At 66.0% G+C, this 20,795-nt stretch carries 19 protein-coding genes; 9 read left to right on the top strand and 10 right to left on the bottom strand.

The genetic code is table 11. From position 1 onward, the window contains the following. Positions 1-595: 595 nt before the first annotated feature. Entirely contained in the window at positions 596-1,336 is a 741-nt protein-coding gene (locus JFC09_RS09925) for a 3-hydroxyacyl-CoA dehydrogenase (RefSeq protein ID WP_198393851.1), read from the top strand. 94 nt (positions 1,337-1,430) lie between these two features. Here JFC09_RS09925 and JFC09_RS09930 read toward each other — a convergent pair whose 3' ends face one another. Both JFC09_RS09930 and JFC09_RS09935 read right to left on the bottom strand, forming a co-directional pair. Next, positions 1,431-3,470 (bottom strand): ABC1 kinase family protein, encoded by a 2,040-nt coding sequence (locus tag JFC09_RS09930; RefSeq protein WP_198393852.1) that lies wholly within the window; start codon positions 3,468-3,470, stop codon positions 1,431-1,433. Further along, the gene (locus tag JFC09_RS09935) at positions 3,470-4,435 is read right to left on the bottom strand and encodes an NYN domain-containing protein (protein WP_198393853.1); all 966 of its coding nucleotides are present in this window, start codon (positions 4,433-4,435) and stop codon (positions 3,470-3,472) included. The genes JFC09_RS09930 and JFC09_RS09935 overlap by 1 nt, the downstream gene beginning before the upstream one ends. A 184-nt stretch (positions 4,436-4,619) precedes the next feature. Between JFC09_RS09935 and JFC09_RS09940 the strand changes: the two genes are divergently transcribed. From JFC09_RS09940 to JFC09_RS09955, 4 genes are all read left to right on the top strand, one after another. After that, positions 4,620-5,666 carry an NAD(P)-dependent alcohol dehydrogenase gene (locus tag JFC09_RS09940; RefSeq protein ID WP_198393854.1) on the top strand — a complete coding sequence of 349 codons (1,047 nt, stop codon included), beginning with the start codon at positions 4,620-4,622 and terminating at the stop codon, positions 5,664-5,666. 342 nt (positions 5,667-6,008) lie between these two features. Next, complete coding sequence (locus JFC09_RS09945) at positions 6,009-6,593, top strand: TetR/AcrR family transcriptional regulator (RefSeq protein WP_198393855.1); 585 nt, start codon at positions 6,009-6,011, stop codon at positions 6,591-6,593. 13 nt (positions 6,594-6,606) lie between these two features. After that, complete coding sequence (gene dctP, locus JFC09_RS09950) at positions 6,607-7,887, top strand: TRAP transporter substrate-binding protein DctP (RefSeq protein WP_198393856.1); 1,281 nt, start codon at positions 6,607-6,609, stop codon at positions 7,885-7,887. Positions 7,888-7,983: 96 nt separating this feature from the next. Further along, positions 7,984-8,697, top strand: coding sequence for a sulfite exporter TauE/SafE family protein (locus JFC09_RS09955; protein ID WP_198393857.1), 714 nt, complete (start codon positions 7,984-7,986; stop codon positions 8,695-8,697). A 90-nt stretch (positions 8,698-8,787) separates the two neighbouring features. Here the strand turns inward: JFC09_RS09955 and JFC09_RS09960 are convergent, their stop codons facing one another. From JFC09_RS09960 to JFC09_RS09980, 5 genes are all read right to left on the bottom strand, one after another. Continuing rightward, the gene (locus JFC09_RS09960; protein WP_198393858.1) at positions 8,788-9,396 is read right to left on the bottom strand and encodes a TetR/AcrR family transcriptional regulator; all 609 of its coding nucleotides are present in this window, start codon (positions 9,394-9,396) and stop codon (positions 8,788-8,790) included. Positions 9,397-9,792: 396 nt separating this feature from the next. Beyond that, positions 9,793-10,476: a YczE/YyaS/YitT family protein gene (locus tag JFC09_RS09965; protein ID WP_198393859.1), complete on the bottom strand. Its 684-nt coding sequence runs from the start codon at positions 10,474-10,476 to the stop codon at positions 9,793-9,795. A gap of 136 nt (positions 10,477-10,612) precedes the next feature. Then, positions 10,613-12,043, bottom strand: a complete 1,431-nt coding sequence (locus JFC09_RS09970; RefSeq protein WP_198393860.1) for an MFS transporter — start codon at positions 12,041-12,043, stop codon at positions 10,613-10,615. A 233-nt stretch (positions 12,044-12,276) separates the two neighbouring features. Next, a complete protein-coding gene (locus JFC09_RS09975; RefSeq protein WP_198393861.1) occupies positions 12,277-12,705 on the bottom strand; it encodes a hypothetical protein in 429 nt (142 codons plus the stop codon). A 41-nt stretch (positions 12,706-12,746) separates the two neighbouring features. After that, complete coding sequence (locus JFC09_RS09980; protein ID WP_332839727.1) at positions 12,747-13,961, bottom strand: benzoate/H(+) symporter BenE family transporter; 1,215 nt, start codon at positions 13,959-13,961, stop codon at positions 12,747-12,749. A 95-nt stretch (positions 13,962-14,056) separates the two neighbouring features. On the opposite strand from JFC09_RS09980, the gene JFC09_RS09985 reads away from it, so the two are divergent. From JFC09_RS09985 to JFC09_RS17080, 3 genes are all read left to right on the top strand, one after another. After that, complete coding sequence (locus JFC09_RS09985; RefSeq protein WP_198393863.1) at positions 14,057-15,382, top strand: NAD(P)/FAD-dependent oxidoreductase; 1,326 nt, start codon at positions 14,057-14,059, stop codon at positions 15,380-15,382. 99 nt (positions 15,383-15,481) lie between these two features. Then, positions 15,482-16,072 carry a type IV toxin-antitoxin system AbiEi family antitoxin domain-containing protein gene (locus JFC09_RS09990; RefSeq protein ID WP_198393864.1) on the top strand — a complete coding sequence of 197 codons (591 nt, stop codon included), beginning with the start codon at positions 15,482-15,484 and terminating at the stop codon, positions 16,070-16,072. Positions 16,073-16,241: 169 nt separating this feature from the next. Then, positions 16,242-16,472 carry a hypothetical protein gene (locus JFC09_RS17080; protein ID WP_408610965.1) on the top strand — a complete coding sequence of 77 codons (231 nt, stop codon included), beginning with the start codon at positions 16,242-16,244 and terminating at the stop codon, positions 16,470-16,472. Here JFC09_RS17080 and JFC09_RS10000 read toward each other — a convergent pair. Continuing rightward, positions 16,366-17,754, bottom strand: coding sequence for an FAD-binding oxidoreductase (locus JFC09_RS10000; RefSeq protein ID WP_198393866.1), 1,389 nt, complete (start codon positions 17,752-17,754; stop codon positions 16,366-16,368). The two genes, JFC09_RS17080 and JFC09_RS10000, sit on opposite strands and share 107 nt — an antisense overlap. A 311-nt stretch (positions 17,755-18,065) precedes the next feature. On the opposite strand from JFC09_RS10000, the gene JFC09_RS10005 reads away from it, so the two are divergent. Continuing rightward, positions 18,066-18,494 (top strand): Ltp family lipoprotein, encoded by a 429-nt coding sequence (locus tag JFC09_RS10005; protein WP_332839728.1) that lies wholly within the window; start codon positions 18,066-18,068, stop codon positions 18,492-18,494. A gap of 89 nt (positions 18,495-18,583) precedes the next feature. Here JFC09_RS10005 and cutA read toward each other — a convergent pair whose 3' ends face one another. Both cutA and JFC09_RS10015 read right to left on the bottom strand, forming a co-directional pair. Beyond that, positions 18,584-19,000, bottom strand: a complete 417-nt coding sequence (gene cutA / locus JFC09_RS10010; RefSeq protein ID WP_198393867.1) for a divalent-cation tolerance protein CutA — start codon at positions 18,998-19,000, stop codon at positions 18,584-18,586. Positions 19,001-19,176: 176 nt separating this feature from the next. After that, the gene (locus JFC09_RS10015; protein WP_232483394.1) at positions 19,177-20,778 is read right to left on the bottom strand and encodes an acyl-CoA synthetase; all 1,602 of its coding nucleotides are present in this window, start codon (positions 20,776-20,778) and stop codon (positions 19,177-19,179) included. Positions 20,779-20,795: the final 17 nt, after the last annotated feature.

The following is a 20,795-nucleotide window of genomic DNA, read 5'->3' on the forward strand; positions in this document are numbered from 1 at the left end:
GATTCGGTCGCGGAGAGCCAACCAAACCGACGATGCCTCGGAAGCAGCTCTTCCCCGACGTCACGGCACGGGCTGAGAGCGACGAGCTGCTAATCGCGACCTTCCGCAATCACCGAGAAGTCATTGGCTCCGTGGCTGACCAGCCACAGACATCCTCCCTACCCACAAGTCGAGCGACAGGGAGGCGGAGCAGCGTCTACTCACCGTCCTACCGGAAGCGCCGTCTTAGCGGCGCCGGCAGGACGCGCGCCCATGCGGAGCACCAACACTCAGGAGTACGGGACGCTCCCGGCCTCATCCAGTCGGACCGCACAAGTCGAAGGCCCAGCGGCTCTATTACCGGCTGGGGTTGCTCATCTCCCAGCTCCACCAGGCTCCCCTTCCCACCTCACGCGGGAGTCTAGTGACCGTCTTCCGGTGCGGCCTTGTACTGGTGAACACGATAGACCCACCGCCCGGGCACGCACTCGTAGGCGCTGTGGGGAAGCGTGTCGTGCTTCTCGTGAACCCCCAATGTTGAACGATTGTTAAGTCTGCGCTAGAACTGTGGCTGTACCCACACGCAACGGCGCACGCCGGGATCGAGGACACACGCATGCAGTTCAAGGACAAGACCTTCATCGTCACTGGCGGGGCCTCCGGGCTGGGGGCCGCAACGACCGCTGCGTTCATCGAACGCGGCGCTCGCGTCATCGTCGCCGACGTCAAGGGTGAAGCACCCGAAGGCGCCACCTTCGTCCAGACGGACGTCACGAACGAAGACAGCGTCCAGGCCCTCGTCGACCAGGCCAACGCAGACGGCACGCTGGCCGGCGTCGTCAACTGTGCCGGGATCGGCGTCGCCCAGAAGACGGTGGGCAAGCAGGGCGCCCACGACCTCGGCGACTTCACGAAGGTCATCCAGGTCAACCTCATCGGCACCTTCAACGTCATCCGGCTGGCCGCTGCCGCGATGCAGAAGAACGAGCCCGGTGAGGACGGCGAACGCGGCGTCATCATCAACACCGCCTCCGTCGCCGCCTACGACGGGCAGATCGGCCAGGCCGCCTACTCCGCGTCCAAGGGCGGCGTCGTCGGCATGACCCTGCCCATCGCCCGCGACCTCGCAAGCTCCGGCATCCGTGTCGTCACGATCGCCCCCGGACTGTTCCTCACCCCGATGATGGCCGGCCTGCCCGAGGCCGCACAGGCTTCCCTGGGCCAGCAGGTGCCGTTCCCGTCGCGTCTGGGCAACCCGTCGGAGTACGCGGAGCTCGCCGGTCAGATCGTCACGAACCGCATGCTCAACGGTGAGGTCATCCGTCTGGACGGCGCGATCCGCATGGCTCCGCGCTGATCGCCAGCAGGCTTATCAGCACTTCGCTGACCATTCTCTCCTGACAGGCACAACGATCCCCGCACTCTTCGACGTGCGGGGATCGTTGTGCCTGTCAGCCTCTGCGATCGCTGGCTCCGTTGCCTGGCTGACGCGCGAATACGAGCATGAGTGCCCGCATGCTCAAGACGAAGCCTCCGAACAGCAGGACGAATCCGAAGAAGGTGTACAGGTGGATACCGGCTGCCAGCAGCGGGCCCGCGTCACTGATGATGAGCATGATCGCACCCAGCACAGCGGCACCGGCCAGCACTGCGATGATCATCTGCTGGAACAGGTTGGTGAGGAAGACACGGTCGGAGGGGTTTGCGAGCATCCGCACGTTCATCGAGAACCGCCCCTGCTCCAGGTCCTCACTGATCTTGTCCACCCGTCGCGGCAGGCGCTCAAGCGCCGGCAGGAGTGAGACGACCCGGTGCTGCAGCGCGTCCTTGATGTTGGTCGTGGCGAACCTGTCCTTCATGAGACGGCCGCCCTGTTCCCGTGCGACCTCGACGACGTCGAAGTCCGGATCGATGACGCTCAGTGTCCCTTCGACCGTGGCCAGCGCGCGGAAAGCCGCACCGATCTGGGCGGGGACGGAGAAGCCGTGGCCCAGCACCAGTGAGAAGAGGTCGTCGAACATCTTCGCGCCGCTGATGGACCGTCCGCCGTGCCGATAGCGGGTGATGAGCTCCCCCACAGCGCGTTCCACTGCCCGCTCGTTCAGATCATCGGGTCGGTCGAGCAGCTCGATGAGCGCATCCGTCGCCCCGGCGGTGTCGTTCTTGTCGATCGCGTAGAGCATCATCCCCACCGACCTCTGGGTCCCCGGATCCAGACGACCCACAGAGCCGAAGTCCAGCAGCCCCAGCGAGCCGTCCGGGGTGATGAAGATGTTGCCGGGGTGCAGATCCGCGTGGAACACCCCCACGGTGATGATCTGCTCCAGCGTCACACCCAGCAGATCCGCGGCCAGCTCGCTGCGCTTCGTCGCGGACAGCCCCTCCAGCTGAGTGCTGGCAGACGACACGGGACCGCCGGGCAGCTTCTCCATGACCAGCAGCCGCTCACCGGACAGTTCCGCATACGCGTGCGGGACGGACACCGAGTGCTTCCCGATGTCCTGGAGGGACGCTTCGATGCTGCGCATGTTGTCCAGCTCGATGCGGTAGTCCAGCTCCTCCTCGAGGGATTCCGCGAAACCGAGCGCCAGCCCGTGGACCCCCAGATTCCGCCCCCACACGGTGGTGCGTTCCAGCCAGCGGGCCAGTCGGAGGATGATGTCGAGGTCCCGGGTCACCTGTTCGAGTGCCTTGGGCCGCTGGATCTTCACGATCACCTGCGTCCCATCCAGGAGCGTCGCCTCGTGCACCTGCGCGACCGAAGCCGCCGCCAGGGGCGTCGAGTTCACCTGACGAAAGACCGCGTCGAGGTCTCCGCCCACCCTGTCCGCCAGGGCCGGTTCGATGACCTCCCACGGTTCCGGTGCCACGCTGGTCTGCAGGCTCTCGAGCTCCTCGACGAACACCGCCGGAAGGATGTCCCGGCGGGTCGAGAGCATCTGCCCCATCTTCACGAAGGTGACGCCCGCTTCGCTCAGCGAATCACGCAGAGCACGCGCCGTCTTCCGCTGACGGTCGGGGCGGTCGCTGCTGCGGCCGAACCCGCGGATCTGCGACCCCAAGCCGTGGCGCACGGCGATGGCGATGACTTCGGAGTAGCGGCGGCCTCGGCGGTTGCGGGCCTTCCAGCCGAACAGGACGGACCGCACGGTCGGCAGCGAACCGGTGGGCACGGCGACTTCGATGACGACGAGGGCACCGACCCCCAGGGCGAAGATCCAGCAGGTGGCCAGCACGAGGAACATCGCGGCGATCGGCGGTGCGACCTCCAGGCCGCCCGGGTTCTGGCCCGTCGCCGCACGGAACAGGTACTGCACTGTCAGCGCCATGACGCCGCTCATCACCAGACCGACCGCGATGGTGCGGGGCCAGCCGGTGGGGACGCCCAGCACTCGGCGGACGACCACAGCGGCGAGCCACGACTGCAGCGCGAGGAACAGGAAGGCAGCGACGACGACGAGGACGTACCCGCCGAAATCCAGGACCTCCATCAGGACCGCTTGCCGCCCGAGCGCTTCCGCAGGCGCACATGCATCTGCCCCGAGTCCGTGCGGTGGTCCAGGTAGGCCTGTTCGGTGATCAGGTCGCTCAGCTTCCGGTGGCCGAAGTCGCGTGGGTCGAAATCAGCATGAGTCCGGTTGAGGTGCTGTCCCAGCAGACTCAGGGAGGCCCACCCGTCGTCACCACTGGTGGCGTTGATCGCCTTCGTCAGAGCACTCTGCAAGTTGATGCGCGACGCGGTTCCGCTTCCGCCGGAGCGGCCGCCGTCGTCCTGCCCGTCCGCCGAGTCCGCATCGTCCTCGTCCACACCCTCGTGGGAGAAGGTGACGGCATACCCGCTCCTGCTGTCGCTGGTGGCTTCACGAGTGTCAGTCTTCGCGGCATCGCTCTTGGCGCTCTTGCTGCTGGAGGTTTTGCCGCCCGCAGGAGTCTTCGCCTCAGCGGTCTTGGCGGGTTCGCGGGTCTTCGGAGTCTCCTCCACCTCGGCGGTGTCGTCGTCGCTGCCCAGCAGCTCGAGGTAGATGAACTGGTCGACGGCGTTCCGCAGCGAGACAGGTGTGCGGCGGCGACCCAGGCCGATGACCTTCTTCCCCGATTCGCGCAGACGAGTGGCGAGCCGGGTGAAATCCGAGTCGGAGGAGACGATCGCGAACGCCTCCACGTTCCCCATCCACAGCAGGTCCATCGCATCGATGATGAGCGCCGAGTCCGTGGAGTTCTTCCCCGTCGTGTACGCGAACTGCTGCACCGGCTGGATCGCCCACCGGTTGAGCTCCTTCTTCCACCCGGACAGCTGCGTCGTCGTCCAGTCGCCATACGCGCGCTTGATGGTGGGGGTGCCGTAAGCGGCCAGCTCTTCGAGCACCGCCCCCGTGTGAGTGGAGGACACGTTGTCGCAATCGATGAGGACAGCGATCCGCGTGTCGTCGTGGGAAGAGGTGGAGTGAGTCGCCATGCCCTCACCCTAGTGGGGAGGAGCGTGCCACCGGTATCGACGGACACCGGTGACGCCCAAACCAGCACTGCTGTTCGGCCCATTGTGGCGTCCCCCACATGCCCTTATGCGCACCCGCTTGTGGTTCCTAGGGTGGGTCTTGCACGGATCTTCTGATCGTGCTTTCTCTGTGAAAGGCAGTTCGATGCGCGCGATAGTTTTCGAGGACTTCAAGACCTTCCCCACGCTCAAGGACGTCGACAAGCCGACTCCCGGCCCCGGCGATGTGCTCCTCAAGGTGGCAGGCGCGGGAGCGTGCCATTCGGACGTGTCGATCTACGACGAGTTCACGGCGGACAGCCCCGTCGCCTTCCGGCCCCCGTTCGTTCTGGGCCACGAGAACTCCGGATGGATCGAGGAGCTGGGTGAAGGCGTGTCCGGCTTCCAGAAGGGCGACGCCTACCTGGTCTACGGGCCCATCGGCTGCGGACGCTGCCGCGCGTGCTCCCGTGGGCAGGACACGTACTGCGAGAACGCGGCGACGAACCCATACGCAGGTGTGGGACTGGGCCGCGACGGCGGCATGGCCGAGTACGTGACCGTGCCCGCCCGCAACCTGGTGCCCCTGGGCGACGCGGATCCGATCGCCGCGGCACCCCTGTCGGACGCCGGTCTCACCCCGTACCACGCGATCAAGGAGTCGCTGCCGAACCTTGCAGGCGGTGGCAAGCACGCTCTGGTCATCGGGCTGGGCGGCCTGGGACAGATCGGCGTGCAGATGCTCACGGCGCTGACCGGCGCAACAGTCATCGCGACGGACATGAAGGACGACGCGATGGCGAAGGCTGAAGCCGTCGGCGCCCTCACCGTCCCGGGCGGGCCCGACCAGGTCGAGAAGATCCGCGAGCTCACCGGCGGCAAGGGTGTGGACGCAGCGTTCGACTTCGTGGGTGCGTCTGCGACGATCAGCGTGGCCGCGAAGTCGATAGCGTACAAGGGTCGCTGCACGATCGTCGGCATCGCCGGTGGCACGTTCGAATGGTCGTTCTTCACGAACCCCTACGAGGCGACGCTCACCAACACGTACTGGGGAACGATCGAAGAACTCCACGAGGTCGTCGACATGTACCGCGCCGGCCAGATCCACCCCGAGGTGGAGCAGTTCAGCCTGGAGGACGGGCTCGACGCCTACCGCAAGCTGCAGGCGGGCGAACTGTCCGCTCGCGCTGTCGTCGTACCGCACGGGAAGTGACATAGCCGCACGCCGCTGCGTGTGAAGCGACTGGAGGCGTCCCCTTGAGGGGGCGCCTCCAGGTGTTTTAAGAGGACGTGGGGTCGATCGCGAGGCTGTCGCCCTTCTAGTGGGCTTCCAGTTGTTGACAGGGGCAGAACGGGCGGGCATGCTCAAAGACAGAATCTGACATTGACGTCAGATTTGGTCGGGTGTGGGCTGACCCTGCTCGTGACCTGACCTCGCATCTAGAACAGAGGCGGCTCTCCCGTGACCAGTGCAACCCCTAGAGTCGAGAACTCCTCACAGGCTTCCACCCGCCCTGAGCATTCATCGAAAGGGCAGCGGACCCGCGCCCAGTTGGTGACTGCCGCACGTCAGGTGTTCGCCGAACACGGGTACTTCAACAGTCGGCTCTCCGACATCACAGACCGCGTGGGATGCTCGACCGGCACCCTCTATACGTACTTCCGCAACCGCGAAGACATCCTCGCCGCCGTCATTGAACACGCGCAGCAGAATGTCCTCCGCACTCCACACACCAGCGACACGGACGTCGACCCCGTCGAGCGGATCCACCGCGCCAACAAGGAGTACATCGACTCCTACTGCGAGAACGCGGACCTCATGGCCGTGATGGAGCAGGTGTCCCACGTGGACCCGAGCATCAAAAAGGTCCGGAAGGACCGGTCGAACGCCTTCATCGCACGCAATGCGCGATCGATCGGCAAACTCCAGGACCAAGGCTTCGTCAACTCCACCCTGGACCCCCAGCTGGTGTCGAAAGCGCTGTCGTCGATGGTGAGCCGTCTCTGCTTCAACATCTACGTCGACGAGAAGGACCCCGCGTACGCCACCGAGGAAGGACGTGCGGAGCTCATCCGCACCGTTTCCGTCCTCTGGACCGAAGCGCTGGGCCTTTCCATGCAGACGCAAAACCACTCATGACAAGGAGTGCAGAATGACAACACCCTGGCGCACGATACCGATCGCGTTCACCGCGATCGGCATCCTCGCCCTCACCGCAGGATGTGCCGGAAGCATCGGGGCTTCCGCATCTGGCGAGGCGGGAGAAGGCTTCGAATATGGTGCCATTCAGGACGAGGTCAACGAGGTCATCGCGGACCTGGACCCGGTGACGCTCGTGTATCAACCGGCATCTAGCTCACCCGACGACACCGGCGCGCCTTCTGCGCTCGCGTACAAGGAGGCGATCGAAGAACGATCCAATGGACAGATCGAGGTCGAGATCGTCTACGGGCAGGCCATCGCCTCATACACGGAGGTGATCGACGCACTATCTGATGGGCGGGTCGACATCGCCCACACGGTGCCGGCCTATCTCCCTTCCGAGTTCCCGGCCTACAACGAGCTCATGAGCTTCTCACAGCTGGCCCCGACATCGCCTCTCGTCGGGGAGATGGCCACGAACGCCATGCTCAGCCAGTTGGCGTGGGAGAACGACGCGGTGCTCCAGGAGTTCGAGGACAAGGGGCTCGTACCACTCACACCTCAGGTGAACAGCGGCGACTTCTTCTTCGTCTGCAATCCTCAGAACGCAGAGAACTCCACGGCGGACGACTGGCAGTCGCGACAGATCCGGATCGGCACGCAGGACAGCGAAGCCGCAGTGCGCGACATGGGAGCGAACCCCGTCTCCCTCGAGTACGTCGAAGCGTTCGAAGCGCTGCAGCGGAACACAATCGACTGCACGATGACACAGCTCGGCTCGGCGGCGGTCTTCGGTGTCACAACCGTCGCGCCCAACATCAGCTACCTCACCGAAGGATCGTTCGCCGGCCGCGCTGCCGCCGCCCACCTGGGAGGCACCGGGTTTTCCAACCTTCCGTTGGCGTATCAGCAGATCGTCTTCGACGCGCAACCCGACTACTTCGCCCTGTGGAACCAGCACCTCGCGGATTCGAATGTTATGGCGGTAGAGCAGGCGAACGAGAACGGCGGGACGATCACCGCGCTCCCGGACGAGGTACAGAACACGATCCGGGACTCACAGGCCGGTGCGATCGTCGACACCGGTGATTCGGAAACGATCACTCAAGCGATCGCCAGCGACCCAGAGGCGATCGGAGAATCGTGGATGTCCGTCGCTGATGAGATGGGATACGCCGACGGTGGGGACCTGCAGTCGATCGGCGACTGGTACTCACCGGACGACTATGACTTCCTCCCCTACGCGACCAAGATCTACGAAGACGTCTTCCTGCCACACCGCCCTGAGTGAGCAGCCTGCCGGGGTGAGCAGTCACCCGACTGACGCGTATCGTGTGGTCATCCATCCGGTGCGCGTCAGTCGTGTGCCATGCAAGGAGCACACACTGTGATCGAGTTCGTCGTCATCGGGCTCGTCGTGCTCTGCGCTTCCTGCCTGCAGGGGTCCATCGGGTTCGGGCTGGGCATGATCGCCGCTCCCCTGCTCGTCCTGGTCCGGCCAGATCTCATCCCTACGACGATCATCCTGTTGGCGATCAACATCTCCGTCTTCGCATTCTTGAGGGAGCGCCACAACGTCGACTGGTCGATGGTGCTCTGGGGATCCATCGGCCGGATCCCAGGAATCATCGCCGGCACGATCGCGGTGGCCACGTTCTCCCAGACCGGCCTGTCACTGACACTCGCCTCGATCGTCCTCATCGGTGTCGCGTTCAGCCTCATCGGCTGGAAGCCTGCTCCGCACCGCCGGAACGTGGTCGTCGCGGGATTGTTCTCCGGACTGTTCGGCACGTCGACAGGCATCGGCGGTCCACCCATCGCCCTCGTCATGCGATCCGTGGAAGCCTCCGCCGCGCGGGCGACCATCAGCGCGTACTTCGTCGTTGGCAGCCTCATGTCGCTCACCGGCCTGGCGATCGGCCGTCAGCTCACCCTCACCCACGTGGCATACGCCGCGGCCTGGGCTCCGTTCATGATCGTGGGCATCGCCCTGTCGTCGATCGTCATCAAGAGGGCGAGCACCCGCGCCCTGCACGCACTCGCCGCAGGCGTCGCCGTCCTGGGTGCACTGTTCGTCATCGGACAGGCGCTCGTGAGCTAAGGAGCGTTGTTGGGCGGGGTTCAGGTGAGGTGCAGCTTCAGCTGAGCGGGAGGCTCAGCGGGCTCCGAGGCTTACGACAACTCCGAGCTCTCAGTCAGGCCTACGCATCTCCACGATGAGCTTCGGGGTGGACGAGGGCCTCTGGCTGGGCGGCAACGTGTCGATCACCTGGTCGACCATCGGCTGGACGAACAGCGTCCCCAGCTGCCGCACCATCGCCGCGACGATCTGATCCGTGCGATCACGGTCCGAATAAGCCAGGCCGTGAGCCCGCATGTCGTCCACGCTGTCGGACACGAGCTCCGTGAGCTGACGCAGCAGCGTGCCACCGGGGTACGGGTGGAGGAATTCCCGCCGCATGTAGTCCTGGATGTGGGGCGTCTGCTCCAGCATCGCGACGACCTCCACCTGGCGGTCGTGCGCAGTAGCGCCCTTCTCCCCCGCGTTGTCCTTCGCACGCTCGATCGCGTCAGCGAACTGGCGGACGATCCACCGCTCCAGGTCGTCCCGCAGCCCGTTCTTGGACCCGAAATGGTGGGGAATGAGACCGACGGTGACCCGGGCCTCGGCGGCAACGGCGCGCAGCGGGGTCGCAGCGACCCCCTGGGTCGCGAACAGGCGCAGAGCAGCGGAGCGGATACGCTCCACGCTGGCCAGGTCGCCGGTCTGCGGCGCCTCGTCCTGCGTCTTCCCGACCACAGCCGTCCCTCCATCCGTCACACGATGCTCCGAGAGATTCTGCCACGAGTCGCGCGGCCGGTGAGCCGGGGCTGCACGGATGTTCAAGAGCCTGTGACGCACGTCGCTGCGATCGGGTGACACGCGTGTCGCTGGTTCACCGCGTCCGCCGTGAGCACACTGCCCACGGCGGACGCAGCACCTGGGTCAGGTCAGCATGGCGATGATCGCCACGATGATGATCAGTCCGATGATCCCGCCGGGAATCCAGATCTTCATGGTTACCTCCTTCATAGAACGCGCCCACAGAAGTGGCCACTGCTCCCCAGCGTAACGAAGATCAAGGATCCTTGTGGATATTCAGTTGCAGATCGGCGCGTGGAATCCTACGGGGTTCCACGCTCACCCGACGCGAGCTCACGCCTCGCTGGTGGCGACCAGGCGGGCGTTCGCCTTCTCCACGGAGCTGACGGGCTCGAGCAGCCGGATGGTCAGCTGCACGACGAAGCCCACGCCGATCGCGGCGGCCACGGTGCCCTCTCGCACTCCGGCGAGCCCGTGGGTGAAGATCAGGGCGATCGCGACGGAGACGAGGACCAGCGTCGTGTCGAACTGCACCTTCATCGCGCCGAACAGCAGAGGCCGCTTCACTCCGAACCGTCGGATGAGCGTGTCGCTGAGCGCGAGGATCAGCCCTTCGCCCGCCAGTGGAACAGCCTGTGCCTTCACCTGGAAGGCCACGCCGACGCCCACGACCACGATGCCGATCGCCACCAGCAGCCACTGCTGCCAGTACGTGGAGTAGGTGACGTCCCGCAGGAGCCACAGCGCGGCGTCATTGAGGAGGCCGAACACCACCACCACGGGGATCTGCAGCAGCTGCACCGGCTTGAACCGCCTGCGGAGGACGAGGATCTGCAGGGCGACGAAGACGAGGTTCATGAGGATCATGAGCGTACCGACGCTCAGGGGCGTCAGCTCGCTCACCACGTACGGCAGGCTGGAGATCGGCGTGGTGCCGAGGTCACTGCGGATCGAGAAGGCGATGCCGATCGACATGAGACTCAGACCGAGCCCCAGGACGACGTAGCGCAGCGTCATGTCGACGACTCGATTCCTGCAGAACACACAACCTCCGAAAGATAGACACCCGCCAGTGGGCGGCGGCAACAAAAAATCGCCGATCGATGTCGGCGAGAACCCGGGTGTATTTCAACCCTCAACTACATCGACTGTATCAAGGCGCGTTTTGCAGACGGCGGGTGGGGCCCGTGGACAGCCACACGAGCACTACGCACACCAGCGCAGCGACGGCACCGGCCGCGAAGGTGGTGAGGAAGGCGGAGAGGACCGGAACCTCGGCGCCGTCGACGTTCACGACCTGGGAGGCGAGCACCATCCCGGTGACCGTCGCACCGGAACTGGTGCCGATGCTGCGCATGAGCGCGTTCACCCCCACCGCGGAACCGGTAGCCTCCCGCGGGACCTCCGCGATGATGAGCGTGGGGATCGCCGCATACGCCACCGCCACCCCCACGCAGGACACGGTGCTGGCGAGGATGAAGTGCCACACCTGGTCGTGCCAGACGAACGCGACGCCGTAGCCGGCCGCACCCACGAACGCACCCACGCACGTGGAAACGCGCGCCCCGTACCGATTGGTGATCCGCGCCCCCACGGGAGCGGCGGCCATCATCGCGAGCGACGCCGGCACCAGTGCCATGCTCGCGTCGAACATCGTGAGCCCCAGCCCCGCCTCCGTGTGCGCGGGCAGCTCGAGGATCTGCAGGTAGGCGACCTCCATGACGAAGAAGGAGAAGCCCAGCGCGACGGCACCCAGGTTGGTGAGCAGGACGGGGCGGCGGGAGAACTGGCGCAGGTCGACGATCGGTTCGTCGATGCGCATCTCGAAGACGACCCACAGCGCGAGGACGACGATGCCAGCTGCGACGACGCCCACGGTGAAAGGTGAGGTCCAGCCCCAGACGGGGCCCTGTGAGATCGCGATGAGGATGCCGGACAGACCGACGCCGAGGCCGAACGCACCGATGAGGTCGACCCTGCGGCCCGTGCCCGGTGAGTGCGGGACGGTGAGCCACACGATGGCGAGGTTGAGGACGCCGAGAGCGGCGGTGGACCAGAAGAGCGTCTTCCAGTCCCCCACCTGGACGATCCACGCGCTGAGCGGCAGGCCGAGCGCTCCGCCGAAGCCCAGGCTGGCGCTCACGAACGCGATGCCGGTGACGCTGAGCTTGCGGTCCGGCAGGTCGCCCAGGATGGAGATGCCCACGGCGATGACGCCCATGCTGATGCCCTGGAGGGCTCGGCCGACGAGCAGCCACCACAAGCCTTGCGACAGTGCGGCGATGAGGGAGCCGAGGATGAGGAGGGCGACGAGGGCGAGGAGGATCCGGCGTTTGCCCCAGAGGTCGGCGAGGCGTCCGGAGATCGGCGTCGTGACCGCGGCGGCGACAAGGGAGACGGTCAGCACCCAGGCGGTGGCGCTGCGGGTGGAGTCGAGCAGCTCCGGCAGGTGGTTCTGGATGGGGACGACGAGCGTCTGCATGAACGACACGCTGGTCGCGGCGATGGAGAGGGCGACGACGACGGCCCACGGGGTGGTGGGGAGCGGGGCGTCCGGTGTCGAGGGGGCTTTGGGGTCACGCACGCGGCATCATCATCCGAATGCAGAGGGTTCCCATGACGCGAGCATATCCATGCTGGTGATCTGGGTGAAGAAGTGTCTCGTGGGTGGGGTGGCTGGGTGGAAGCCGATCACAACAGCCGCACCTCGCGCCGGATGTCATCGTTAGCGCGAGGCGTCAGACTGCCGTGGCGCGCTTCTCCCTCGCCGTCGACCAGTGGCATGCGGGAACCATGGGGCCCTGGACGACAGTGGGGTCAATCCTCGCAGTTGGAACAGCCTCTTGTCTCCGGGACCTCGGTGAAGCAGGTGTCGCAGATGCGTCGCTGACGCTCGACGGTGCGGGTCTCATGGGAGTGGCTCTTGTACCCGCTGCTGACGGGGTGTGTGATCCCCCAGAGGCCGATCCGGCTCTCGCTCTGCCACGGCGGAGCGTCCTCCGATGCGAGATCGCCCAGCGCCGAACGTGCTTCGTCCTCATCGGTGAAGCCGTTCGTCCACCCGTAAGCAATGTGCAGGTCAGGGCCGTCACCCGCCCTTTCCGCCGTGATGAAGGTCCGGGCTGGCCGGTACGCGGCGATACCCACGTGCGTCGTCACCTCACGGATCACCGCATCGTTCTCGTGGGGGATGGCGAACTCTTGCGTCGCGTCAGCAAGTGAGGCGAACTGGTATGCGGTGTCCATCTCCTCAGACTACGGTGCGCCCAGCCCTCCGCCGACCACTCTCAGCTGTTCGCCCGACGCCCCACCCGCAGCACACCCCGCACCACCAGGCCCGCGACCAGTGCCCAGAACGCGGAACTCACTCCCCCGATCGCGATGCCGGACGCGACGACCGCGAAGGTGACGACGGCCGGCAGGAGGTCTGCGGTGTCCTCCAGCGAGGCCTTCAGCGACGACGCGAACGTCCCCAGCAGCGCGAGGCCCGCGACGGCGATGATGACACCCTCGGGTGCAAGAGTGACGAGTGTCCCGAACGCCGCCGCCCCGATTCCGATGAGGATCGCGAGGAACCCCGAGGTCACGCTCGCGATCCAGCGACGGGCGCGGTGCGGCCCCGCCTCGGGCCCTGCTGTCAGTGCTGCGCTGATCGCGGCGAGGTTGATGCCGTGCCCACCTGCTGGCGCGGCAACGACCGACCCCACACCGGTGAGCACGATCGCGCGGCCCCACGGCACGTCATAGCCCAGCCCCTTCATGACAGCCATCCCGGGGACGTTCTGGGACGCCATGGTCACGAGGTACAGCGGCAGCGCCAGGCCGATGACAGCCTGCACGGTGAACTCGGGAGCGACGAATTCGAGGCGGGGAACGACGGAGGCGACATCGAGCTCGGCGTCTGTTGTGACGACGTGGAGCACGACGACGGCGGCCGCCACGAGGAACGCAGCCGGCACCGCCCAGCGCGGGAAGAACCGCACGCCCACCAACCAGACGAGCACGACGGGAACGACACCGGCAGGGTTGGCGACCGCTCCCGTGATCGGTCCCAGGCACAGCTGCAGGAGCACGCCCGCGAGCATCGCCTGCGCGACCGAGGTGGGGATCCGCGCGATGAGCGCACCCAACGGCGGCACCAGCCCCGTGAGGACGATGAGCACGCCGGCCACCAGGAACGCCCCCACAGCGGCGGGCCAGCCGCCTTCGACGGCCCCCGTCGTCACGAGCAGCGCGGCGCCGGGCGTCGACCACGCGACGGTGATCGGCATCTTCGTCCACCACGCGAGGATGACCGTCCCCACCCCCATGAGGACGGTGACGGACATGAGTCCGCTGGACGCCTGCGCCGGGGACGCACCGACCGCCGTGAGTCCTGCGAGGACGACGACGAACGAACTGGTGAACGCGACGAGTGCGGAGACGATCCCCGCACTGATCGGCTGGGCGAGGGACGGTGATTCCCGTGGCTGTGGGGCCTCGTGGGCTAGCTGGCTCGACACGAGCCGAGTCTCCCACAGCCGTGATCGTACGATGAGGGCGTACTCCCGCATCGCCGGCGTCGTCGATGCTTCGGACAGTCAGGAGGGCCGCATCCATGGACACCGGAACCACGCACCACTCCCCTGCTGGGGCGCAGCGGACGGGTGAGAGCGCGCGACGGACGGGAGGACGCGCACGGCAGGTGGACCGGCGTCACGTCGCGGTGATCGGCGGTGGCGTCATCGGGCTGGCGAGTGCCTACCGCTTGGCGCAGGCCGGCTTGGACGTGACGGTGCTGGAGCGCGATGCGATCGGCCAGGGCGCCTCGTGGGGGAACGCAGGCTGGATCGTGCCGACCCTCGTCCAGCCGTTCAACGCGCCCGGTGTCGCCACGGACGCGGTGAAGACGTTCTTCAAGCGCGACGGATACGCGGCGCTCAGCCAGGTCCCCACGCCCCGTCTGGCGCTGTGGGGACTGTCGTTCCTGCGGCACAGCAGTGCGGCACGGAGCGATCGGTCCCTGCGGGCACTGGCCGCGATGGCGCACGACACCGCCGAGGCCACCGGCACCTTGGCAGAGGAACTGGGCTTCGAGATCCACCGGACCGGTCTCCTCATCCCCTTCGCGTCGCAGGAGGGCCTCGACCAGCAGGCCGTGACGCAGACGCAGCTCGAGGAGCTGGGCTACAAGGGACGCACCGAATGGCTGGATACCGGACAGCTCGCTGCGCGCGAACCGTCGCTGAGCAGTGGTTTGGCGGGTGGGCTGCACCTGCTGGACGAGCTCACGGTGCGACCGGATTCGATGACCGCGGGCCTGGCGCGCGGGTTCGTCGCAGCCGGCGGCGAGCTGCGCGAACAGACGCGTGTGAGCGGTCTCCACGCGGAGGCGGGAGGGCACTGGAAGGTGAGGACGGCTTCAGGCGCGGACTTGCTGGTCGACGCGGTGGTGGTCGCGGCGGGCGAGCACTCGGACGTGCTGCTGAGGCGAGCCGGTGCGCGTGTCCTCCTGCAGTCGGGCCGCGGGTGCAGCGTGACGCTACCGGGGACCATCAGCCTCAATCAGGCGGTGAAGCTCGCCGAGGTGATGGTCGCCTGCTCACCGTTCGACAACGGCAAGGTGCGGATCTCCGGGACGTTCGACCTGGTGGGCAGGGACGCGTCCACGAACCGTGCGCGCATGCAGCACGTCCTCGACGCGGCGACCCCGTACCTGCCCGGCCTGGCCGACGTCGACCTGGAAACGACCGAGGTGTGGAGCGGCCCCCGGCCCGCCACACCGGACAGCGTGCCCGTCGTGGGACCGGTGGGGAAGAAGCCGGGGCTGTACGCGGCGACCGGACACGGGACGTTGGGGATGACGCTGGCCGCGGGGACGGCGGCGACGATCGCGATGCACGTAGGGCGGCTGATGCGGAGCCGGGGTGTGCGGGTGGGGTGAGGTTTTCCTGACATCAACCATGTGCCACGACACTGGCGACACCACCCCGCAGGGATATAATCCCTACACAGGCGCCGATAGCGTGTAAGGATTATATCCATGAGGGCTGTAGACGAGACTTTGCCGTCAACTTTCACGACGAAAGCGGCGCGTGCACTGGGGGTACATCCGCGCGACCTGTACGCCTGGCGAGATTCAGGAGAGATTGTGGAGCTCTCGCGCGGTGTCTTCCGTCGCGCCGACGCACCACCAGCGTCGCACCCGGATGTGCTGGCGATCGCACACCGCACGCCGCAGGCCATCGTGTGCTGTATTTCGGCGGCAGCGATTCATGAGTTGACCGACGAGATGCCACCCGAGGTACAGATCGCAGTACCGAAACGCTCACACACCCCCGTGATCGACTATCCACCGGTCACCGTATTCCGCTTCGACGAGTCTGCATTCGAGCTGGGGTTGTCGTCGTTCGAAGCGGGACCAGGCGAGGAAGTAAGAATCTACGATCCGGCACGCACCGTCGTCGACCTCATGCGCCTCCGCCACCGGTTCGGCGAGCCCACCGCGCATGCCGCTCTTAACCGGTATCTGGCCTCCTCCGAAGCGCGACCGTCATTGCTCCTGGACTATGCAGAGCCGCTTGGGACGTTTGGTTCAGTGCGTCTTGCCCTCGACATAGCGAGTGCTCGATGAGCCGGCCGACGCGCGATACGGCGGCAGGACGTGCGTACCTAGATCTACAAAACCGTGCTCGCCAGGAAAGCGCGGTACACAGGAACTCCTGACGATGTACATCGTGGAACGGTGGCTCGCACGCTTGTCCACATCGCCCTACGCGGATGACTTCATTCTCAAAGGTGGAATGTTGCTTGCGTCCTTTGGAAGCCGCCGTCCCACTGTCGACGCTGACGCGCTCGCGAGGAATATGGCTTCCGACCAGACATCCGTATCCCAGCGAGTCGCCCGAACGCCCTTGAGACCCCACGTCAGATCTCTGCGAGCATCTTCCCCGGGTTCAGGATGCCTCGCGGGTCCAGAGCTTCCTTCACTGCGCGCTGCGCCCAGCGGGAACCCTCGTCCAGCTCCTTCGTGAGCCACCCCTTCTTGAGGTAGCCCACGCCGTGCTCGCCGGTGATCGTGCCGCCCAGATCCAGCCCGATCTGCATGATCTCCTCGAACGCGGCTTCTGCCGTCGCCGTCTCCTGCGCATTGCTCGCGTCGAAGAAGACGGACGGGTGCGTGTTCCCGTCCCCCGCGTGCGCGACCAACGCGATCGTGAGACCTGTCGACCTCCGCAGCGCGTCCAGCCGATCACAGAACTCCGGCATCGCCGCCCTGGGGATGCACACGTCATCCAGCAGCTGGCCCCCACCGTGCGCGTGCGCATAGTGCTCGTACGCAGGCTGGATCGACCTGCGAGTGGCGACCAGAGCTGCGGAGTCCGCCGGATCGTCGGAGACGGCGACGTCCAGGGCGCCTGCGGCCTCGGCGACGGTTTCGAAGGACGCGAGCATGTCCGCAGCCTCCGCAGGCGACTGATCGAACTGGACCAGCAGCATCGACCCCGCGTTCTCGTCCAGGCCGAAGTCGCCGTAGGAGTTGAGCATGTCGAGGCTCGCGCGGTCCAGGAACTCGAAGAGGCTGGGCTGACCGCCAGCGGCCATGAAGTCCGCGACCGCCTGCAGGCCGGAACGCTCGTCCGGGAACACCGCGACAGCCGTGACGGGATCCGGCATGAGCGGGATGAGGCGCAGGGTGGCCTCGACGACGATGCCCAGCGTGCCCTCGGACCCGATGAACAGCCCGCGCATGTCCAGACCGGCGACGCCCTTCGCGGTCTTCGGGCCGAACGTCGTGAGCGTCCCGTCGGCCAGCACCACATCGATGCTGCGCACGAAATCACGAGTGACCCCGTATTTCACGCAGCACAGACCACCGGCGTTGGTCGCGATGTTGCCACCGATCGACGAGATCCCCACAGACCCCGGATCCGGTGGATACGACAGATTGAACGGACGCAGATGATCTTTGAGGTCCTGATTGATGATCCCCGGCTGCACACGGACGGTGCGCTCCGAGGTGTTCACCTCCAGCACGTCCTTCATCCCGGAAACACTCAGCAGGATCGCACCGGGAATCGCGTTCGCTCCGCCGGAGATCCCACTGCGCGCGCCCTGCGGGACGATCGGGATCCGGCGCTCGTGGGCGAACCGGATCGTGACCTGCACGTCGTCGACAGTCTTCGCCCGCACCAGCGCGATCGCACCGTCATGAGGACAGAAGAGCGCCTCGTCCTTCGAGTGCGCGGCGACCACATCCGGGTCGGTCGTGAGCGCGCCGTCAGTCAGTCGAGCCGCGAGTGGCTGCAGGTCCATGAGTCTCCTTCACGTGGGGCTCGTCCCATTGTCCACCCTGGCCTGCGAGCACTCGGCGGGTGTCACGGGCTCCGCTCTGTGCCTCCCTCACAACACACAATCAGGAAATTGAACTTTCTACCGTATACTCGTATCACTCTTCCGAGAATAGGCGGTGTGGTCCGATTCTCGTTTCGATTCTCTTGGACAGGAATCCCCCATTGACTATGAAAACCCTGATCGGTCTGGGTTCCCTCTCTCTTCTCGCACTGGCAGGCTGCGCCGGGACTGACGCTGCGTCACAGATGCCCGCCCCCGTTGAAACAGTCACGGTGACAGTAGAAGCAGAGCCCGCCCCCACTGTCACGGTGACGGTGGCACCACCGGAACCAGCAGCGGACAATGAGTCTGAGAATGTCGCTGCGGAAAGCGCGAAGTCTTCTAGTGGCGAAAAGGCGACGTCGGATAGGGACGAATCGTCCGGGCAGCGGAATGCGCGCAAATCTGCCGAGTCCTATTTGGAGTACAGCGCCTTCTCACGTCAGGGCCTCATCGAGCAGCTCGAGTACGAGGAGTTCAGCCGTGCGGATGCCGAATACGCCGTCGATTCCCTCGACGTCGACTGGTCCGAGCAGGCCGTGAAATCCGCAGAGTCCTACCTCGAATACAGCTCCTTCTCCTTGAGCGGCCTCATCGACCAGTTGGTCTATGAGGGATTCACTCAGTCACAGGCCGAACACGGAGCCAACCAGGCCTACTGACCGCCCGGCCTGGTTCGCGTCGCGACGCCTCGACACTTCCCTCCCTCAGCGCGAGTATTCGCAAGAAGAGAGACGTTGACTCCTGCCCCTCACTCAGCCGGTTGCACGCTCTCCTGGATCCAGGCCAGGTACGACTCGCTGCCGTCCGTGATCGGCTGGACGATGTATTCGGGCTCGTCGTACGCGTGCGTCTTGTCGATGTGAGCACGCAGCGGGCCGGCGGCGGCCTCGGCGGTCGTCTTGAAGGTGAGCAGGAACTCCGGATCACTGTGCACCTTCCCCTCCCACCGGTAGAAGCTACGCACAGCAGAGACCTGCACACACGCGGCAAGACCCTGATCGACAGCGGAAGACGCCAGCGTCTCCGCTTCGTCCCGCGACCCCACGGTCGTCTGCGCGGTGACGCACGCGGGGCGGTACTGCGTCGACGAATCGAGCGGGCTCCGGTCAGCAGGATGTGGCACGTTCTGCTCGGAAGGTGTCGTGGAGGGCATCGGCGTCGTCATGGTCTGCTCCCATCAATCACGGAATCGGCGGTTCGCACCACTCCCATTGTCCCAGCCCCGCTCGCACAGCGGGAGAGCCTCACGGCCACCAACACGCAGTCCGTGGCTTCTGAGCCGCGGACCGCACCGTCTGAACTGCGGTCCGCAACGTCTGGGCCGCGGACCGCACCTACGCCTCAGCGATGGACCTGCCCGGACGACCCAGCATACGAATCGCGCAGCACGTTCTTCTGCACCTTGCCGGTCGCCGTGCGAGGCAGTTCAGCGCGGAACCGGTAGGACTTGGGGACCTTGAAACCCGCGAGCTCGCGTCTCGCCCGCTCATCGAGGGCACTCGCCAGCTCATCACCGGGTTCATCCGTGCCGTCCACGACGACGATCGCGGTGACCGCCTCACCCCAGTGCGAATGCGGCACCCCGATGACGGACACATCCAGCACCCCGGGATGACGGATGAGCACCTGCTCGACCTCGACCGGGTAGACGTTCTCCCCACCGCTGATGATCATGTCCTTCTTCCGGTCGACCAGCGTGTAGAACCCGTCTTCGTCGACCCGCGCCATGTCACCGCTGTAGAACCAGCCATCACGGAACGCTTCCGCAGTGGCCTCCGGCTTGTTCCAGTAACCGGCGAACACCTGAGGGCCGCTCATGATGAGCTCTCCCACTTCCCCCTGTGGCACGTCCCTCCCGTCCGGGTCGACGATGCGGAAGCTCATGTGCATGGCGGGCCTGCCGATCGACCCGGAGTGCTCTTCCGCGTCCTCCGGTGTCATCCCGGAGGCGATGGGTGCCGTCTCCGTCATCCCGAAGCCCTCGGAGAACCGCAGTCCCGCCTCCCTCAGCTCATCGAGAACCGGCAGCGGGCAGGGCGCACCACCGGACTTCGCCTCGTTGACGGAGCTCAGGCGGAACTGCTGCGGGACGCCCGCGCGCACGATCGCCGACCACATCGTCGGCACAGCGAACGCCTTCGTCACCTGGTGCTCCTCCACGAGCCTGCCCCACTGCACAGGGTCGAACCGCTCCGTGATGATGTTCGTCCCACCCCAGTACAGGAGGGGCAGCGTGTACACGCCCAACGCTCCGATGTGGAACAGCGGGGCCACCGCGAGGCTCACGTCCGACTGGCTGAGGCCCACACCGCTCGCGTTGTGCTGGATCGCGTTCCACAGCGTGTTGCCGTGGGTGAGCATCGCACCCTTGGGCCGGCCCGTCGTCCCGGACGTGTACATGATCATCGCGACGTCGCCCAGGTCGTTGACGGCTTCGACCGCGTCCTCTGACTCCGCCGCCACCGCGTCTCTGTAGTCGTTGGCCACGCCCCGCGCCCGCTCATCGGCCGTCGCCACGACGACGACTTGTTCGACGGCGGTGTCCCGGGCCGCTTCCTGTGCGACAGGCAACAGGTCCGTCGAGGCGAACAGCAGGGTCGCCCCGCTGTCGGAGAGGATGTAGGCGAGTTCTGGAGCGGCGAGCCGCGTGTTCATCGGCACGCTCACCGCACCCGCCTTCGCGATGCCGACGAGGATCTCGAGCATCTGCGGCGAGTTGAGGGTGAGCAGCGCGACGCGGTCGCCCGGTCGCACGCCCTGCGCCCGCAGGTGGCGCGCAGCCGCGTTGGTCCTGCGCTCCAGTTCGCCGAACGTCGTCTGCTCCCCCGTGTCGCCGTCGATGAGCGCGATGCGATCCCGCGACCGGAGGGCGTGGATCCCAGTCCACATGTCGAATGTGAATGAGTGATTGGCACTCACATGGTGCATGGCTTCGTTGCCCATGGAACTCCTTCGTCCCG

It is taken from the genome of Brevibacterium yomogidense (assembly GCF_016107685.1).
Lineage (GTDB): Bacteria > Actinomycetota > Actinomycetes > Actinomycetales > Brevibacteriaceae > Brevibacterium > Brevibacterium yomogidense.

Bases quoted from the DNA above. Each gene is read 5' to 3' on its own strand.
- JFC09_RS09925 (WP_198393851.1), top strand. From the start codon at position 596: ATGCAGTTCAAGGACAAGACCTTCATCGTCACTGGCGGGGCCTCCGGG.
- JFC09_RS09930 (WP_198393852.1), bottom strand. From the start codon at position 3,470: ATGGAGGTCCTGGATTTCGGCGGGTACGTCCTCGTCGTCGTCGCTGCC.
- JFC09_RS09935 (WP_198393853.1), bottom strand. From the start codon at position 4,435: ATGGCGACTCACTCCACCTCTTCCCACGACGACACGCGGATCGCTGTC.
- JFC09_RS09940 (WP_198393854.1), top strand. From the start codon at position 4,620: ATGCGCGCGATAGTTTTCGAGGACTTCAAGACCTTCCCCACGCTCAAG.
- dctP (WP_198393856.1), top strand. From the start codon at position 6,607: ATGACAACACCCTGGCGCACGATACCGATCGCGTTCACCGCGATCGGC.
- JFC09_RS09965 (WP_198393859.1), bottom strand. From the start codon at position 10,476: ATGACGCTGCGCTACGTCGTCCTGGGGCTCGGTCTGAGTCTCATGTCG.
- JFC09_RS09975 (WP_198393861.1), bottom strand. From the start codon at position 12,705: ATGGACACCGCATACCAGTTCGCCTCACTTGCTGACGCGACGCAAGAG.
- JFC09_RS09985 (WP_198393863.1), top strand. From the start codon at position 14,057: ATGGACACCGGAACCACGCACCACTCCCCTGCTGGGGCGCAGCGGACG.
- JFC09_RS09990 (WP_198393864.1), top strand. From the start codon at position 15,482: ATGAGGGCTGTAGACGAGACTTTGCCGTCAACTTTCACGACGAAAGCG.
- JFC09_RS17080 (WP_408610965.1), top strand. From the start codon at position 16,242: ATGTTGCTTGCGTCCTTTGGAAGCCGCCGTCCCACTGTCGACGCTGAC.
- JFC09_RS10000 (WP_198393866.1), bottom strand. From the start codon at position 17,754: ATGGACCTGCAGCCACTCGCGGCTCGACTGACTGACGGCGCGCTCACG.
- cutA (WP_198393867.1), bottom strand. From the start codon at position 19,000: ATGACGACGCCGATGCCCTCCACGACACCTTCCGAGCAGAACGTGCCA.
- JFC09_RS10015 (WP_232483394.1), bottom strand. From the start codon at position 20,778: ATGGGCAACGAAGCCATGCACCATGTGAGTGCCAATCACTCATTCACA.